9 protein-coding genes, 3 pseudogenes and 1 riboswitch are annotated in these 15521 nt (G+C 70.3%); of the genes and pseudogenes, 7 read left to right on the top strand and 5 right to left on the bottom strand.

Going from position 1 to position 15521, the window contains the following annotated elements; translation table 11 throughout:
* Positions 1-124 precede the first annotated feature (124 nt).
* The 3 genes from A4R44_RS27185 to metH all read left to right on the top strand — a co-directional run bounded on the left by A4R44_RS27185 (position 125) and on the right by metH (position 5846).
* Positions 125-1495: a carboxylesterase/lipase family protein gene (locus A4R44_RS27185; protein ID WP_232791795.1), complete on the top strand. Its 1371-nt coding sequence runs from the start codon at positions 125-127 to the stop codon at positions 1493-1495.
* A gap of 4 nt (positions 1496-1499) precedes the next feature.
* Complete coding sequence (locus A4R44_RS27190) at positions 1500-2102, top strand: maleylpyruvate isomerase N-terminal domain-containing protein (protein WP_067586664.1); 603 nt, start codon at positions 1500-1502, stop codon at positions 2100-2102.
* 44 nt (positions 2103-2146) lie between these two features.
* A riboswitch (S-adenosyl-L-homocysteine riboswitch) is annotated at positions 2147-2223 on the top strand.
* 17 nt (positions 2224-2240) lie between these two features.
* Entirely contained in the window at positions 2241-5846 is a 3606-nt protein-coding gene (metH, locus tag A4R44_RS27195) for a methionine synthase (protein ID WP_067586666.1), read from the top strand.
* Between the two features lie 99 nt (positions 5847-5945).
* Here the strand turns inward: metH and A4R44_RS27200 are convergent, their stop codons facing one another.
* Positions 5946-6359, bottom strand: a complete 414-nt coding sequence (locus A4R44_RS27200; protein WP_067586668.1) for a MarR family winged helix-turn-helix transcriptional regulator — start codon at positions 6357-6359, stop codon at positions 5946-5948.
* A gap of 59 nt (positions 6360-6418) precedes the next feature.
* Between A4R44_RS27200 and A4R44_RS27205 the strand changes: the two genes are divergently transcribed.
* From A4R44_RS27205 to A4R44_RS46240, 4 genes and pseudogenes are all read left to right on the top strand, one after another.
* Entirely contained in the window at positions 6419-6940 is a 522-nt protein-coding gene (locus A4R44_RS27205) for a DUF6790 family protein (RefSeq protein ID WP_067586670.1), read from the top strand.
* Positions 6941-6981: 41 nt separating this feature from the next.
* Positions 6982-8574: an FMN-binding glutamate synthase family protein gene (locus A4R44_RS27210; RefSeq protein WP_067586673.1), complete on the top strand. Its 1593-nt coding sequence runs from the start codon at positions 6982-6984 to the stop codon at positions 8572-8574.
* A 378-nt stretch (positions 8575-8952) separates the two neighbouring features.
* Positions 8953-9327 carry an STAS domain-containing protein gene (locus tag A4R44_RS27215; protein ID WP_067587041.1) on the top strand — a complete coding sequence of 125 codons (375 nt, stop codon included), beginning with the start codon at positions 8953-8955 and terminating at the stop codon, positions 9325-9327.
* Positions 9328-9329: 2 nt separating this feature from the next.
* Positions 9330-9668, top strand: a pseudogene (locus A4R44_RS46240) (ATP-binding protein); the annotation flags it as partial.
* A 279-nt stretch (positions 9669-9947) separates the two neighbouring features.
* On the opposite strand, the gene A4R44_RS27225 reads toward A4R44_RS46240, so the two are convergent.
* From A4R44_RS27225 to A4R44_RS52590, 4 genes and pseudogenes are all read right to left on the bottom strand, one after another.
* Positions 9948-11561 carry an AMP-binding protein gene (locus tag A4R44_RS27225; protein WP_067587050.1) on the bottom strand — a complete coding sequence of 538 codons (1614 nt, stop codon included), beginning with the start codon at positions 11559-11561 and terminating at the stop codon, positions 9948-9950.
* Between the two features lie 340 nt (positions 11562-11901).
* Entirely contained in the window at positions 11902-14031 is a 2130-nt protein-coding gene (locus A4R44_RS27230; RefSeq protein WP_198545452.1) for a transglycosylase domain-containing protein, read from the bottom strand.
* Positions 14032-14076: 45 nt separating this feature from the next.
* Positions 14077-14897 (bottom strand): annotated as a pseudogene (locus A4R44_RS27235) (ABC transporter permease).
* A 232-nt stretch (positions 14898-15129) separates the two neighbouring features.
* Positions 15130-15507, bottom strand: a pseudogene (locus A4R44_RS52590) (ATP-binding cassette domain-containing protein); the annotation flags it as partial.
* Positions 15508-15521: the final 14 nt, after the last annotated feature.

Consider the following 15521-nt stretch of genomic DNA (forward strand, 5'->3'; position numbering starts at 1 on the left):
GCCGGTGGCGGCGGCTTTTCGGGGGATTCGGCGACGGTGGTGCGCGGCACTGGCCGTCATTCCCGTTCTGGCCGCGTCGGCCTGCGCGTCTTCGGTCGCGGCGGTCAGCCGGGCAGGCGACGTCGTGCACACCGCAGCCGGTGCCGTCCGCGGCAGCGTCGCTCCCGGTCATCGGCTCTTCCAAGGCATCCCGTACGCGGCCGCACCCGTCGGCGAGCGGCGCTGGCAGCCGCCCGTCCCCGTCGAGCCCTGGACGGGGGAGCGCGACGCCACGAAACCAGGGCCACGCTGTCCGCAGGCCGCCGGCGGAGCCCTGACCAGCGAAGACTGCCTCTACCTGAATGTCTGGACGCCGCCGGCCGGCGAGACCGGGCGGCCGGTTCTGGTGTGGCTGCACGGCGGCGCGTTCCTCAGCGGCGGCGGCGACCGTTACGGCGCCGCCCGGCTGGCCGGCCGCGGCGACGCGGTGGTCGTCACGCTCAACTACCGGCTCGGCGCGCTCGGCTTCCTCGCCGACCCGTCGCTGGGCCCGGAACCGGGGAACTACGGCTTCCTCGACCAGCAGCAGGCGCTGCTGTGGGTGCGCGACAACATCGCGTCCTTCGGCGGCGACCCGAACCGGGTGACGATCGCGGGGGAGTCCGCGGGCGGGATGTCGGTGTGCGACCACCTCGTCGCCCCCGGCTCGCGCGGGCTGTTCCGCGCCGCGATCATCCAAAGTGGACCGTGCCAGGCGCAGGCGACGTTGTCCGCCGCCGAAAACAAGAGCGTCGAGTACGCCGCCGCGCGCGGTTGCGCCGACCGCCGGACCGCCGCGCAATGCCTGCGGGAGTTGCCCGTCGAGAAACTCCTGACCGCTCCGGCGTACGGCTCGATCGCGGGGATCGAGATGCCGGGCCCGGTCACTGGCGGTTCGGTGCTGCCCGGCAAGCTTCCCGCGGCTCCGGTGCCGGTCATGCTGGGCACGGCGCACGACGAGTTCACGTATTTCCTCGCCGAGCAGGCGGCGGCCGGTCGCGAAGTCACGCGGCACGGCTACCCGCAAGCGCTTGCGAACGTCTTCCCCCACGCCGACGCGGTCGCTCGCGAGTACCCGGTGGATGCGTTCAGCGGCAACGCTTCCCTCGCGTACGCGGCGGCTGTCACCGACTGGGCGTTCGCCTGCCCGGCCGCGCGGCTCGCCAGTTCGCTGCCCAGCGTGTCGACCTACGAGTTCAACGACCCGACCTCGCCGGCGGCGGCGGCGCTGCGGGCGCCGTTCCCGCTCGGGGCCACGCACACCGCGGAACTGCCCTACCTGTTCGATTTCGCCGAGCAGCCAGCAACATTCACCCCAGCACAGCAACGGCTCGCCGACCGGATGGCGGACGACTGGACGACGTTCGTCCGCGGCGGCCCGACCGGGCAGGCGGTCGCGTACCGGCCGGGCGGCGCGCAGCCGCTGACCGGATTCGCCCAAGATCACCACTGCGGCTTCTGGGCTTCTCTACGCTGACCGGATGACCGTGCGCGCCGAAGCCCTCGACGAAGCCCTCAGCTGCGTATCCTCCGCTCTCGGACCCGCCATCGGCGGCGACTGGACGCGTCCGGCAGGCGATCTCGAATGGGATTGCCGGTACACCGCGGAGCACCTCGGCGACACCCTCCTGTCCTACGCCGCCCAGGTCGTGAGCCGCCCGGCCGACCACTACGTGCGCTTTCTCGCCAAAACCGACGCCGACGCGTCCCCCGCCGAACTGCTCGAATTCGTCATCGCCGGCGGGCGTTTGCTCGCCGCCGCGGTCCGGAGCAGCAGGCCCGGCGAGCGCGCCTACCACCCGACCGGCCGCTCCGATCCGGCCGGTTTCGCCGCGATGGGCTGCGTGGAACTGCTGCTGCACGGCGACGACATCGCCCAGGGTCTCGGCGTCGCGATCGACCCGCCGCGCGACACCTGCGCCCGCGTCGTCGCGCGGCTTTTCCCCGAGCAGGAGCCGATTCCCGACGCTTGGGACGCGCTGCGCTGGTGCGCCGGCCGGATCGACCTGCCCGGACGACCCCGGCGGACCGGCTGGAAGTGGCGGGGCAGCCCGCCCGGGGACCGCTCGATTCCCGAGGAGTGAACACGCCTGCCCGGGGGCTGGTCACATCCGGTAGTCTTGACGACCAGGTCGAGAGGCGCTGCAACGGACCGGTGGTCCGCCACGCTCGGCCGGTACCACCATCCAAGGGCGCCTCCGTGCACTCATGCGGAGGTGGCGATGACCCAGAACCTGCGGAACCTGCTCGACCAGCGCGTCGTCGTGCTCGACGGGGCCTGGGGCACGATGCTGCAGGGGGCCGGTCTCGCTCCCGAGGACTACCGGGCGGACTGGCTCGAAGGGCACGAGAAAGACGTCACCGGCGACCCGGACCTGCTGAATCTCACGCGGCCGGACGTCGTGCTGGACGTGCATCGCCAGTACCTCGCCGCGGGCGCGGACATCACCACCACCAACACGTTCACCGCCACCAGCATCGGCCAGGCCGACTACGGCCTCCAGGACCGCGTGCGCGAGATGAACCTGCGGGCCGCCGAACTCGCCCGCCAGGCCGCGAACGAGTTCGGCAACCGTTTCGTGGCCGGGTCGATCGGCCCGCTGAACGTCACGCTGTCGCTGTCGCCGCGCGTCGAGGACCCGGCGTTCCGCGCGGTCGCCTACGAAGACGTGAAAGCCTCGTACGCCGAGCAGATCCAGGCCCTCGCCGACGGCGGCGTCGACCTGCTGATGATCGAGACCATCTTCGACACCCTGAACTGCAAGGCCGCGATCACCGCGGCCCGCGAGGTCGCGCCGCACCTGCCGCTGTGGATTTCGGTGACCATCGTCGACCTGTCCGGGCGCACGCTGTCCGGCCAGACAGTCGAGGCGTTCTGGACCTCCGTCGCGCACGCGCGCCCGATGGTCGTCGGCGTCAACTGTTCGCTCGGGGCCGCGGAAATGCGCCCGCACGTGGAGGAACTGGCGAAGCTCGCGGACACCTACACCGCGTGCCACCCGAACGCGGGCCTGCCCAACGCGTTCGGCGGCTACGACCAGACGCCCGAGGAAACCGGCGGCATGCTCGGCGAATTCGCCGGGGCCGGGATGGTCAACATCGTCGGCGGCTGCTGCGGCACCTCGCCGGCGCACATCGCGAAGATCGCCGAGGCCGTCAAAGGCCTCCCGCCGCGGCCGGTGCCCGCGCACGATCCGGTCACCCGGTTCTCCGGTCTCGAGCCGTTCATGATCGGCGAGGACACCGGGTTCGTGATGATCGGCGAGCGCACCAACGTCACCGGCTCGGCGAAGTTCCGCCGGCTGATCGAGGCGGGCGACCACCAGGCCGCGGTGGACGTCGCGCTGGAGCAGGTCCGCGGCGGCGCGAACCTGCTCGACGTCAACTTCGACGCCGACCTGCTCGAATCCGAGCAGGAGATGACGACGTTCCTCAACCTCATCGCCACCGAGCCCGAGGTCGCGCGCATCCCGGTGATGGTCGACAGCTCGCGCTGGAGCGTGCTGGAGGCCGGGCTCCGCTGCGTGCAGGGCAAGGGCGTGGTCAACTCGATCAGCCTCAAGGAGGGCGAGGGCCCGTTCCTGGAGCAGGCCCGGCGCATCCGCGACTACGGCGCCGGCGTCGTGGTGATGGCCTTCGACGAGAAGGGCCAGGCCGACACCGCCGCGCGCAAGGTCGAAATCTGTTCCCGCGCTTACGATCTGCTCACCACGCAGGCGGGTTTCGCCGGCGAGGACATCATTTTCGACCCGAACGTGCTCGCCGTGGCCACCGGCATCAGCGAGCACAACGGCTACGCGAAGGCGTTCATCGAGGCGCTGCCGCTGATCAAGGAACGCTGCCCGGGCGCGCACACCTCCGGCGGCATCTCGAACCTGTCGTTTTCCTTCCGCGGCAACAACGTCGTGCGCGAGGCGATGCACTCGGCGTTCCTGTTCCACGCCGTGCGCGCCGGGCTCGACATGGGCATCGTCAACGCCGGCCAGCTCGCGGTGTACGAGGACATCCCGAAGGACCTGCTGGAACTGGTCGAGGACGTCCTGTTCGACCGCCGCGCGGACGCCACCGACCGGCTCGTGGAGTTCGCCGAGACGGTCAAGGGCAGCGGAACCAAGCGCGTCGTCGACCTGTCCTGGCGGGAAAACCCGGTGGCGGAACGGCTTTCGCACGCGCTGGTGCACGGCATCGTGGACTTCATCGAGGACGACACCGAGGAGGCCCGGCAGTCCTTCGCCCGGCCGCTGGAGGTCATCGAGGGCCCGCTGATGGACGGCATGAAGATCGTCGGCGACCTCTTCGGCTCCGGGAAGATGTTCCTGCCGCAGGTCGTGAAGAGCGCGCGGGTGATGAAGCGTTCGGTGGCCTATCTCGAACCGTACATGGAGGCGGAGAAGGCCAAAATGCAGGCCGAGGGCCGCTTCGAAACCACCCGCGGCCAGGGCAAGGTCGTGCTCGCCACGGTGAAGGGCGACGTGCACGACATCGGCAAGAACATCGTCGGCGTCGTGCTGGGCTGCAACAACTACGAGGTGATCGACCTCGGCGTGATGGTGCCCGCGGCGCAGATCCTCGACACCGCGGTCGCCGAGCACGCGGATGTCGTCGGGCTGTCCGGGCTGATCACGCCGTCGCTGGACGAGATGGTGTCGGTCGGCCAGGAAATGCAGCGGCGCGGGCTGAAGCTGCCGCTGCTGATCGGCGGCGCGACCACGTCGAAGCAGCACACGGCGGTCAAGATCGCTCCGGTGTACGACCACAGCACGGTGCACGTGCTCGACGCGTCGCGGGTCGTCGGCGTGGTGTCCGACCTGCTCGACACCAACCGCGCCGACGCGCTGGACACCGCCAACCGCGCCGAGCAGCAGCGGTTGCGCGAGCAGCACGAGAACCGGCACGCGACGCCGCTGCTCACTCTTCAGCAGGCCAGGGCGAACGCCGAGAAGGTGTCGTTCGACGAGGTCCCGACGCCGGAGTTCACCGGCGTGCGCGTGGCCGAGCCGTCGATTCCCGAGCTGCGCGAGATGATCGACTGGCAGTTCCTGTTCCTGGCCTGGGAACTCAAGGGCAAGTACCCGGCGATCCTCGACCAGCCGGTCGCGCGTGAGCTGTTCGACGACGCGAACCAGCTGCTGGACGAGATCATCGAGAACGGCTCGTTCACCGCACGCGGCGCGTACGCGTTCTGGCCCGCGCATGCCGAGGGCGACGACATCCTGCTCGACGGCGAGTACTCGGACTGGAAGTTCCCGATGCTGCGCCAGCAGACGCAGAAGCCGGAAGGCCGGGCGAACCGGTGCCTGGCCGACTACATCGCCCCCGCCGGTTTCGGCGACCACCTGGGCGGGTTCGCCGTCGGGATCCACGGCGCGGAAGTCCTGGCGGCCAAGTACGAGGCCGAACACGACGACTACCGGGCGATCATGGTGAAGGCGCTGGCCGACCGGCTGGCCGAGGCGTTCGCCGAGTACCTGCACCTGGAGGCCCGCCGCCGCTGGTTCGAGCCGGACGTGCGGCCGGACCTGGCGGACCTGCACGCGGAACGCTTCCGCGGCATCCGCCCGGCACTCGGCTACCCGGCGAGCCCGGACCACAGCGAGAAGAAGGACCTGTTCGCGCTGCTGGGCGCCGAGGAGCTGGGGATCGGGCTGACCGAGTCGTACGCGATGACGCCCGCCGCGGCGGTGAGCGGGCTGATCTTCGCGCATCCGCAATCGCGGTACTTCACGGTCGGCCGCCTCGGCCGCGACCAGACGGAGGACTACGCGGCCCGGCGCGGCGAGGAACTGTCCGAAGTGGAGCGGTGGCTGCGGCCCAATCTGGCCTACTGAGCCGTTCCCGGTGCACGCGCCGGGAGGTCGGTGAAGGGTTCCTTGAGGAAATCAGATTCCCCCAAGGAACCCTTCACGGAACTTTGCTGGTGGCTTCTTTCAGGACAGCAGTTCGGCGAGCCGCTCGGTGTCGCGCAGATACTGCTCGTACGGGAACCCCGCCTTCAGCAAGGCCTCGCGGAACTCGTCCCGCAGCGGTTTCCCGGTGTCGTGGAAGGCTCTCCGGCCCGCGTCGGTCAGGGTGACCAGCCGTCGTCGCGCGTGGTCGGGGTCCTGGCGCACCTGGACGAACCCGGCTGATTCCAGCGGGCGCAGCGCGCGGCTGATCGCCGGGTCGGACACTGACATCGCCTGCGCGAGCTGATGCTGCGTCGCGGGTTCGATGTCGTCCACTGTGCCCAGCAGGCGCAGCTGGCTGTAGGTCAGCCCGGCTGAGTCGTCCGCGCGTTTCCGCGCGGCTTCGCCCAGCAGGAACACCACTCGATGAAGCGCTTCGGCAAGTCCGTCGTCCACGGGGGCGAGCCTACCAGGAGTGTTGACGAGTTAATATTAACTATGCAAGACTCATCGGCATGGAGATCCCTTACGTCGCGCAGACCCTGTTCCCTCTCATCTGGCCGCTGATCGCGGTCGCCGGTGCGCTGATCCGCACCCGGAAGAGCCCTTCGCCGCAGGCCAGGCTCGAAACCTGGCAGCGGTGGTGGGCCGTCGCCGCGCTCGGCTGCGGCAGCCTGTGGATGGTCTTCGCCTTCCTCGGCGCGCCGGGCGTGATGGCCGACGTGATCGGCTTCACCCGCTCGCCGTTCCAGTTCGAGATCGCGTTCGCCAACCTCGGGCTCGCGGTGATGGGCTTCCGCGCCGCCTCGTCGTCGGCCACCGCCCGGGAACGCGTCACTGTCGGCCTCGGCGCCGGGATGTTCCTGTGGGGCGCGCTGATCGGCCACGTGTACCAGTGGTTCGCCAACGGCGACCACGCGCCCGGCAACACCGGCGGCGTCCTGGTCTGCGATCTGCTGTTCCCGGCGGTGCTGATCGTCCTCGCCGTCCGCTCGAAGCGGCTGGCCGCGGCTGTCGAGAAGCCCGTGCTCGTCTAGCCGGCCTGCACGTCCTGGCCGCTGGGTTTAGTTTCGACGCCGTGGCAAGACTCAGTGTGGTCCGATTCGGGCTGGTCGCCGGGCTGGTCGTGCTCGCGGCCGGGGCGGTGGTGCTCGGCGCGGCTTCCCCGTGGTGGTGGTTCCTGGCGGCGCCGCTGCTGGCGCTCGCGGCGACCGGGGTGTACGACGTGACCCAGCGGCGGCATTCGGTGCTGCGGAACTATCCGGTGCTCGGGCACCTGCGATTCCTGCTCGAAAGCCTCCGGCCGGAAATGCAGCAGTACTTTGTGGAACGCAACTTCGACGGCCGCCCGTACGACCGCGACGTCCGGTCCATTGTCTACCAGCGCGCCAAGGGCACGGCCGCGGAAGAACCATTCGGCACCGAGCGCGACGTGTACGCCGAGGGATACGAATTCCTCGTCCCGTCGCTCGCGCCGGTGCCGGTTCCGGAGCACGCGCCGCGAGTCCGGGTCGGCGGGCCGGACTGTGCGAAGCCGTACGAGATGGCGTTGCTGAACGTGTCGGCGATGAGCTTCGGTTCCTTGTCCGGCAACGCGATCCTCGCGCTGAACCAAGGTGCCGCCCGCGGCGGTTTCGCCCACGACACCGGCGAGGGCGGACTCTCGGAACACCACCTGCGGGGCGGCGGCGACCTGATCTGGGAAATCGGCACCGGCTACTTCGGCTGCCGGACCTCGGAGGGGGACTTCGACCCCTCGGCTTTCGCCGGCAAAGCCGCGCACGACGCGGTGAAATGCGTTTCCTTGAAACTTTCGCAAGGCGCCAAGCCCGGGATGGGCGGGGTGCTGCCCGGCACGAAGGTGAATGCGGAAATCGCCCGGGTGCGCGAGGTGCCCAGGGGAGAAACGGTCGTTTCCCCGCCGTATCACCGGGTGTTCTCGACTCCTCGCGAACTGGTGCGGTTCATTGCCCGGATGCGCGAGCTGGCCGGCGGGAAGCCGACCGGATTCAAGCTGTGCGTCGGTTCCCGGGCGCAGGTGCTGGCGGTGTGCAAGGCGATGCTGGCCGAAGGGGTCACGCCGGACTTCATCGTGGTCGACGGCGCCGAAGGCGGTACCGGTGCGGCCCCGCTGGAGTTCGCCGACCACCTCGGCACGCCGCTGACCGAGGGCCTGCACACTGTCCACAATGCGCTGATCGGCACCGGGCTGCGGGACCGGATCCGGCTCGGGGCGAGCGGGAAAGTCGCCACCGGAGCGGATGTGGTGAAGCGGTTGATCCAGGGCGCGGACTACACGAACGCCGCGCGGGCGATGATGTTCGCGGTGGGATGCATCCAGTCGCAACGGTGCCACACGAACAAGTGCCCGGTCGGGGTGGCGACCCAGGACCCGCGCCGGGGGCGGGCGCTGGACGTGCGGGACAAGACCGAGCGGGTGCGGCGGTACCAGGAGGCTACGGTCGCCTCGGCGATGCGCATCATGGCGGCGATGGGGGTCTCGGATCCGGCGGAGTTGTCGCCGCGGTTGCTGCGCCGCCGGGTGGATGCGCGGACGGTGCTGTCGTACGCGGAGTGGTACGACTGGCTGGAGCCCGGGCAGTTGCTGGCGGAGCCGCCTCTCGGGTGGGCGCAGGAGTGGGCGGCGGCCGATCCGGATCGGTTCGCCTGAACTCCCGCTGATGTAGGTGAGGGGAACCCTGACAGACGTTCGCGCTGGCCCGGCTGCGGCTGTCGGGCCGGGGCGACTTCGCGCGGCGGGACGTCGGCGGGGGCGAGAACCCCCGCGCACTGCTGAGGAAACCCCATGGGGGACATGCCGCGCGGGAAGTCTTGCCGGGTGGGCTGGCCGGGAGAGGAAGCGGCGTGCGCGGCCAGTTCCGTATCGTCACAGTCAGCCTCGCCCGCGGGCTGACGTGCTGTTCTCCGCGACTGGCCCTCGCGGGACCCGCTGATGGCGGAGCGGGTGCGCGGCCGGGTGGGGGCTCGCGCCGCCGCCGTCCGGTGGCCCGCTGGCGATTCGTCCTCCGATCGGGCACGATCGGTGATCGTGGCTTCGGGAGACGGGCAGGACGCGGGCGACCTCGAGGTGTCTGTCCGGTGGCGGGGGCCGGCCGCGGTCGTGACCGTGGGCGGCGAGATCGATCTGGTCACCGCGCCGGAACTCGGCGAGTTCGTGGGCGGGGTGCTCGAACGGGAACCCGGCGTGCTGGTGGTCGACCTGCGCGCGGTCGATTTTCTCAGCTCGTCCGGGCTGCAGGTGCTGGCGGGCGCGCACCGCAAGCTCGACGCGGGCGCGCTGCGGGTCGTGAGCACGTCCTCGATCACCTCGCGGCCGTTCACGACCACCGGCCTCGACGAGTGGATCGCGCTGTTCCCCTCGGTCGACCAGGCGCTGGCCGGGGTCGCCGGAGCGGGCGGTTGACAATGGACGTGCGGGAGGACACCCGGGCACTGAGCTGTCACGGGATCGTGGCGGAGCCGGGGGCGTTGCGCGCGTTGCGGCACCGGTTGCTGGCTTGGGCGCTGGAGTCCGGCGTCCCCGACGATCGCGCGCACGACATCGTGCTGGCCGGGTACGAGGCGCTGGCGAACGTCGCCGATCACGCGTATCCGGGCGAACCGGGGCTGGTGGACCTCGACGCGGTGTGCCGGACGGACAGCGTCGAGGTCGTGATCGCCGACCACGGGCAGTGGCGTCCGCCGGAGGAAGCCGAGGACGATCCGGTTTCGGTGCGCGGGCGCGGGCTGCTGCTGGTGCAGGCGACGGCGGACCGGTCGGACGTGCGGACCAGCGCGGACGGCACGGTGGTCACGTTGGGCTGGNCTCTGACGGGTCCGGGTGGCCGGTCGGTGTCGAGTACGGGCGACGGCTTGATGCGGGCCGTCCGAGGGTCCGGGCGGACGTGCGGACCAGCGCGGACGGCACGGTGGTCACGTTGGGCTGGAAGCTCTGACGGGTCCGGGTGGCCGGTCGGTGTCGAGTACGGGCGACGGCCTGGTGCGGGCCGTCCGAGGGGCCGGGCGGGACGGCGGCGCCGGAACTCAGCTCACCGGTTCGGCCGCGCGGCGGCGCAGCAGGTACCGCTGGACCTTCCCGCTCGGGTTGCGCGGCAGGTCCGGGACGAACTCCACCCGCCGCGGGTATTTGTACGGCGCGGCAAGGGATTTCGCGAAGTCCTGCAGTTCTTTCGCTTTCGCCTCGTCGGCGGGAACGCCCTCGTTGAGGACCACGTAAGCGGCGACGATCGAGCCGCGCGCGTCGTCCGGGGCGGCGACGACCGCGCATTCGAGCACGTCCGGGTGGCGCAGCAGCACCTCTTCCACCTCGGGCCCGGCGATGTTGTAGCCGGACGAAACGATCATGTCGTCGCTGCGGGCGCGGTAGTGGAAGTAGCCGTCGGAGTCGCGGACGTAGGTGTCGCCGGTGAGGTTCCAGCCGTCCTCGACGAAGACGGTCTGCCGGTCGTCGGCGAGGTAACGGCAGCCGGTCGGGCCTTGGACGGCCAGGCGGCCGGGGGTGCCGTCGGGGACGGGGTGGCCGTTGTCGTCGACGATCTGTGCGCGGTAGCCGGGGACGACGCGGCCGGTCGCGCCCGGGCGGGCGTCCTCGTCGGCGGCGGAGATGAACACGTGCAGCATTTCGGTGCTGCCGATGCCGTCGATGAGCCAGTGGCCGGTGGCCTCGTGGAAGTCGGTCGCGACGGATTCGGGCAACGCCTCGCCCGCCGACACCGCGCGGCGCAAGCCGGACAGCAGCGGGCGGCGGTCGGAGGCGAGGATCGCGCGGTACGCGGTGGGTGCGGTGAACAGGACCGTCACCCGATGCTCGGCGACGAGGTCGGCGAGTTCGGCCGGCGTGGCGCGCTCGACGAGCAGGGTCGCGGCTCCGGCGTGCAGCGGGAAGACCAGCAGGCCGCCGAGGCCGAACGTGAACGCCAGCGGGGGAGTGCCGCAGAACAGGTCGGTTTCCCGGGGTTTGACCAGGTGCCGGGAGAACGTGTCGGCGATGGCGAGCAGGTCGCGGTGGAAATGCATGGTCGCCTTGGGGCGGCCGGTGGTGCCGGAGGTGAAGGCGAGGAGAGCGACGTCGTCCGCGGCGGTGTCGACGTCTTGGAAGGTCGCGGGACGGGTGGCGCAGCGCGCGGCCAGGTCGTCGGGGCTGTCGCCGCCGTAGGGGACCACGGGGAGGTCGAAGGACTGTAGTTCCCCGGGATACCGGTGGTCGCAGAGGGCGATGACAGGGGTGCTCGCCTCGATGATTTTCGACAGCTCGTGCGCCCGCAGCATCGGCATGGTGGCGACGGCGACCGCGCCCGCCTTCAGCACGCCCAGCCAGCACGCGGCGAGCCACGGGGTGTTCGGCCCGCGCAGCAGCACGCGGTTCCCGGGCACGATGCCCTGCGCGGTGAGTTCGTGGGCGATCTGGTTGGCGCGGGTCAGCAGGTCGCCGTAGGACCAGGATCCGGCGGGGGAGAGCAGCGCGGGACGGTCGGCTCCCCAGCGCGCGATCGTGTCGTCGAGCAGGCGCGTGGCCGCGTTGAGCCGGTCGGGGTACCGCAGTTCGGGCAGATCGAACCACAACCGCGGCCACTGCTCGAACGGCGGGAGGTGGTCCCGGCAGAACGTGTCGACATGCGCACTCGGCTGGAGCTGCACCACGTGCCCCCAATTCAGACGACGGCCTTCCCGCGTCCAGCTACTGTAATACGTTTTACGACCGTCAGGAAGACGCAACATCGGACGGCGCTCGCGGGGGCACGGAGCGCAGTCGGAAAAGGCTTGAGCGGGTTTCCGCGGAGCGCCCCGAGTGCCGCTGCGGCGGTCGTCGAGAGACGCTCGCGCAAGGCGGCGACGGCGAACAGGGCGAGGGGCTTGCGCCGCAAGCGGGGCACGATCTCGATCAGGCGGGTCGCCCCGGGCTCCGCGAGAAGTCCGTGCGGGGAACCCTGAAGGGATCAGAGTCCCGCAGGGTTCCCCGCAACGGCATCCGTCCGGGTCAGGCGTGTGCGTCCAGATATGCCGGGTCCGGCGGCGGGATCGGGACGTCCGGCTGTCCGGCCAGCAGCTGGTTCATCGCGGAGAAGTACGGCGGCGCGGCGACCGTGCCGCCGAAGGCGCCGTGGCCGCAGTTGCCCAGGTGGACGGGGGTGCCGGGGCAGATTTCCTGCGGACGGGGGCCGTCGGCGAAGACCATGGACGACACGGCGTAGTGGTCGACTCCGCCGACGAACGCGACGGATTCGCTCTGCTGCGTGGTTCCGGTCTTGCCGATGTCCGGGTGGGTCCAGCCCGCCGACTGGGCCGCGCGGGCGGACGTGCCGATCGTGGTGTCCTGGCTCAGGCCCGACTCCAGCGTGTTCGCGACGCCGGGCGGGATCACCTGTTCGCAGGCCTGCTGGTGCAGCGGGACCGGGTGGCCGTGGCGGTCGGTGACGGACAGGATCGGGTCGGGCGGGCACCACATTCCGCCGCTCATCAGGGTGGCCGAGACGTTCGCCATCTCCAGCGGGCTCACCGGGCTGTTGCCCAGCGTGAAGGACAGCAGGTTCTGGAAGTACTGCGACTGCGGTTCGTTGTACTGCGGGTTTTTCGACCGCGGGTCGGCCGGGTCGGTGATCGGCTTGCTGCCCGCGTCGTTGGTCGCCATGGTGGTGCGCAGGCCCAGTTTCCGCGCCATGTCCAGCACCGCGGGCATGCCCACTCGCGATTCCAGGCCGACGAACGCGACGTTCGGCGACGTCGCCAGCCCGGCGGACAGCGAGATCGGGTTCGGGTAGCTCGTGCCGTCGTTGCTCACCGGGTAGCAGTGCGTGTACCGGTTCATGTCGGGCGGGTTGAAGCAGTCGCTGAACGGGTTCGTCAGCGGCGTGTTCAGGCCCGCTTTGCCTGCGACCATCGCCGCGGCCGAGGTGAAGATCTTGAACGACGAGCCCGCGCCGAACTTGTTGCTCGCGTCGGCCACGATGTTCGTGGACGTCTCGCCCTGGTCGGGATCGGTGCCGTAGTTGCGGTTCGAGACCATCGCGAGCACCTGGTGCCCGTCGCCGCCGGGCTGCACGACCGCGAACGTGTTGGCGACGCCGTCCTGCGTGGTCGGCACGTTCGCGTTCACCGCGTCCTTCGTCACCTGGCTCACGTGCGGGTCCATGGTGGTCTTCACGGTGTATCCGCCGGTGTCGATCTGGTCGGCGGTGAGCCCGGACTGCACGAGATAGCGCACCGCGTACGCGCAGAAGAACCCGGCATCGGGAGCCGCGCCGAGGCAGGTGCTCGACGGTGCTTGCGGCCGCGCTCCGCTGAGGCCCAGCGGAGTCGCCTTCGCGGTCGCTCCGTAGGAGGCCGGGATCGAATGCGCGGACACCATCGAATCGATCACCAGATTGCGCCGTTGGAGCGCCTTGTCCGGATGCGTGTACGGGTTGTAGATGGTGGGGTTGTTCACCATTCCGGCGAGCAGTGCCGCCTGCGGCACGGTCAGTTTGTCCGCAGTCGTCCCGAAATACGCCTGTGCGGCCGCGCCGACGCCGTACACCGTGCCGGTGTATTCGACCACGTTCAGGTAGTCGGCGAGGATGTCGTCCTTGGACACGGTCTGGCTCAGCTGCACGGCCATTTTCGCCTCGCGCAGCTTGCGCGCCAGCGAATCCTCCTGATCCCGTTGCTGCGCCGCCTTGTCGTTGCGGTCCACGACGTTCACGAGGTAGTTCTTCACGTATTGCTGCGTGAGCGTGGACGCGCCTTGCAGGTTTCCGCCGGAACTGTTGTGCACCGCGGCGCGCAGCATGCCCTGCGGGTCGACGCCGCCCTCGCTGTAGAACCGGCGGTCTTCGATGTCGACGATCGCGGCCTTCAGCGCCGGGGAGATCTGCGCCGCGGTGACCGGAATGCGGTACTGCGAGTACAAAGTCGCGATCGTCCCGCCGTTGCGGTCGGTGACGGTGGTGACGAGCGGCGGCTCCGCGTGCACCAGATCGGCGGAGATGGCGTCGACCGAATCGCTGACCTGGTTGGACAGCACGCCCGCGCCGATCGCGACCGGGGCCAGCGTGCCCGCGACGAGAATCCCGGCCAGCACGCACAATCCGAGGAACGGGGCTATCCCCCTGCGACGAGACACGGTTCCCACATTATGCCTTTCCCGGTGAGAAACCGGTGTGCGGACGAGGGTGTTTCATCGAGCCAGCCTTCCCAGCAGAGCCGAAGCGACCGCGATCGCCAGCGCGGTCGCACCCGCTAAGACGCCGAAGTCCGCCCCGAGGTTCGCCGGCGTGCCGATCAAAAACCCCCGCAAGGCGTCGACTTGGTAACTCAGCGGGTTCGCATGGCTCAGCACCTTGAGCCAGGACGGCATCAGGTTCACCGGATAGAGCGCGTTCGACCCGAAAAACAGCGGCATCGTGATCGCCTGTCCGATACCCATCAGCCGTTCGCGGGAAAGCACCAAACCGGCGATAACGATGGAAAGACAGCAGAAAAAGGCCGAACCGAGCACCACGGCCACCGCGGCGCCCAGCAGCCGCACCGGGTTCGCGGTCAGCCCGACGCCGAGCAGCGCGGCGAGGATCACCACGATGAACGCCTGCACGAGGGCCCGCACCCCGGCGGCGAAAGCCTTGCCCGCGACCAGTGCCGCGCGCGGCGTGGGCGTGACGAGCAGCTTCGCGAGGACGCCCGCGTCGCGCTCCCAGATGATCTGGATGCCGTAGAAGATGGAGATGAACAGCGCGGACTGGGCCAGGATGCCGGGCGCGAGATAGTCGAGATAGGGCACCGAACCGGTCGGGATCGCGCGCAGCCGGGTGAACGTTTCGCCGAAGATGAGCAGCCACAGCGCGGGCTGGATCGCCCGGGTGAGCAGTTCGGTCTGGTCCCGGCGGAGCTTCTGCAGTTCCACCAGGCACATCGCGCCGACCCGGGAGAACAGCACGCGCAGCTGCCCCAGCGGGCCGGGTCAGCCGAGACGGCGGGCGGTGCGGCGAGCGGCACGGACATCGCGGATCCCTCCTGCGTCGAGCGCGTTCCCGGTGACAGTCCGGAACACGTCGTCCAATGTGGACTCCGGGCCCAGCCCGGCTTCGAGGTCGGCCGGGGTGCCGAGCGCGCGGATCTTGCCGGTGTGCATGAGCGCGACGCGGTCGCAGTACTGCTCGGCTTCGTCCATGTAATGGGTCGTGACGAGCACGGTCATCCCGGTTGCGGCGCGGATCTCGGCAATCCGCTCCCAGACCGCCGAACGCGCCACCGGGTCGAGGCCGATGGTCGGCTCGTCGAGGATCAGCAGCCGCGGCGAGCTGACCAGCGCCTGCGCCAGTTCCAGCCGGCGGATCATGCCGCCGGAGTAGCGGCCGGCCGGGCGGTCCGCGTCGTTCTCCAGGCCGACCAGGTCCAGCGCCTCGCGCACCTGGGCGGCGCGCCGGGCCCGCGGCACGTCGAAGAGCCGGGCGAACAGCGACACGTTCTCGCGGCCGGTGAGCGCGCCGTCGGCGGAAAGCTGTTGCGGGACATAGCCGATCAGGCGGCGGACGGCCATCCGGCGGCGGGCGACGTCGAGCCCGAAGACGGTGATGCGGTCCGGCGAGACGGGCAGGAGCGTCGTGATCATCCGGATCGTGGTGG

This window comes from Amycolatopsis sp. M39, assembly GCF_001651785.1.
GTDB lineage: Bacteria > Actinomycetota > Actinomycetes > Mycobacteriales > Pseudonocardiaceae > Amycolatopsis > Amycolatopsis rubida.

Coding starts and splice junctions, on each gene's coding strand:
- metH (WP_067586666.1), top strand. CDS start 2,241: ATGACCCAGAACCTGCGGAACCTGCTCGACCAGCGCGTCGTCGTGCTC.
- A4R44_RS27190 (WP_067586664.1), top strand. CDS start 1,500: ATGACCGTGCGCGCCGAAGCCCTCGACGAAGCCCTCAGCTGCGTATCC.
- A4R44_RS27205 (WP_067586670.1), top strand. CDS start 6,419: ATGGAGATCCCTTACGTCGCGCAGACCCTGTTCCCTCTCATCTGGCCG.